Annotated in this window: 1 protein-coding gene and 1 pseudogene; both read right to left on the reverse strand. The window is 45.9% G+C overall.

Annotated elements, in window-relative coordinates:
• Positions 1 to 44 precede the first annotated feature (44 nt).
• Positions 45 to 548 (reverse strand): heme utilization cystosolic carrier protein HutX, encoded by a 504-nt coding sequence (hutX, locus tag R7Q09_RS24915; protein ID WP_318143794.1) that lies wholly within the window; start codon positions 546 to 548, stop codon positions 45 to 47.
• A 33-nt stretch (positions 549 to 581) separates the two neighbouring features.
• A pseudogene (locus R7Q09_RS24920) lies at positions 582 to 815 on the reverse strand (heme anaerobic degradation radical SAM methyltransferase ChuW/HutW); the annotation flags it as partial.

Raw genomic sequence — 815 nt, forward strand, 5'->3', positions numbered from 1 at the left:
CTCACACCCTTGAATGTAAAAGCCGCGACGACTGGCTGTCTTTGTTACTGATTTAACTCAGCTTGCATGGCACGAAACGCCGTTACCTGCTCAGCAATAAGTTCGCGTTTTTCATCACGCCCTAAGTACACTTTGAAGATATTGCTGCCGCATTCAGAGAAAAAGCCAAAGTAGTGACTTTCACGTCCCATAAACGGTTTGCTGACCAGCGCGATATTTTTCACGTTATCCAATTTGAGGTGACCATGCAGCTCACCTTCTCGCCCCATTAGATTGTAATAACCACGCGCAACTTTGCCTTTCGGAAAAGGCGCTTTCACCTCGAAAATGGAGCCGAAGGAATGTATGATCGTCGTCACTGGGCCAAAACCAACTAGGCTTTCAAGGATTGTTTGCGCTTGTTCGCCCGGAGCAATCGCAACCATCTCTTGCGGCAGTGCAGCGACAACATCAAATTCTGTCACACCTAAACGCTCTGCCATTGCGGCAGGCAGAAGTTGAGGTTCTTGTTCCAATAGAACTTCTACCTGTTGCTTGATTGATTCCATTTTGTTTTCCATCTTTTCTTCAATTTGTCTTCATTAATTATTGGATACTTTTGGCACGCTTTCGTTCATCTCTGATGTCAGTACCTGAATACAGGCTTGCGCTAACGAAACGGCCCAAAAACTGCCCGCTAAAGTAAGCACTAAGCTTCGCTCTTGAAGCTCAACTAAGCCTTTGTCTTGCCATACTTTAAACAGCGGCATGAGAAAATCGAACGTATCGCTACCCATAAAAACCGGCAATTTACTTGCCTGAACAATGCCGCGGTC

This window comes from Vibrio sp. 2130-1, assembly GCF_033339515.1.